The following is a 308-nucleotide window of genomic DNA, read 5'->3' as shown; positions in this document are numbered from 1 at the left end:
GGCCCGCCCGCGGGCGGCGGCTGGGGCGCGCCCGCCCCCGCGCAGCGCCCGCAGCAGCCCGCGCAGCAGCAGCCGCCGCAGCACGCGGCCGTGGCGGGCCCCGACGACGACGTGCCCCCGCCGGAGGCGCCCATCGACGACCCCGGCGAGGAGCACCTCTCGGCGCCGCGGCGCGCGCAGCACCCCGCGCCGCAGCACCCCGCGCCGCAGCGTCCCCAGTCGCAGCGTCCCCAGTCGCAGCGTCCCCAGTCGCAGCGTCCCCAGTCGCCGCGCGCCCCGGAACCGGTGGCCGCGCCGTCCGCGCCGCT

At 84.1% G+C, this 308-nt stretch carries 1 pseudogene; it reads left to right on the top strand.

The annotated features are described in order from the left end of the window. Window positions 1–308: pseudogene (locus V9U69_RS13000) on the top strand (hypothetical protein); the annotation flags it as partial.

Source organism: Kineococcus sp. G2 (assembly GCF_037154035.1).
Classification (GTDB): domain Bacteria; phylum Actinomycetota; class Actinomycetes; order Actinomycetales; family Kineococcaceae; genus Kineococcus.
This window is presented reverse-complemented; position numbering and strand designations above follow the sequence as displayed.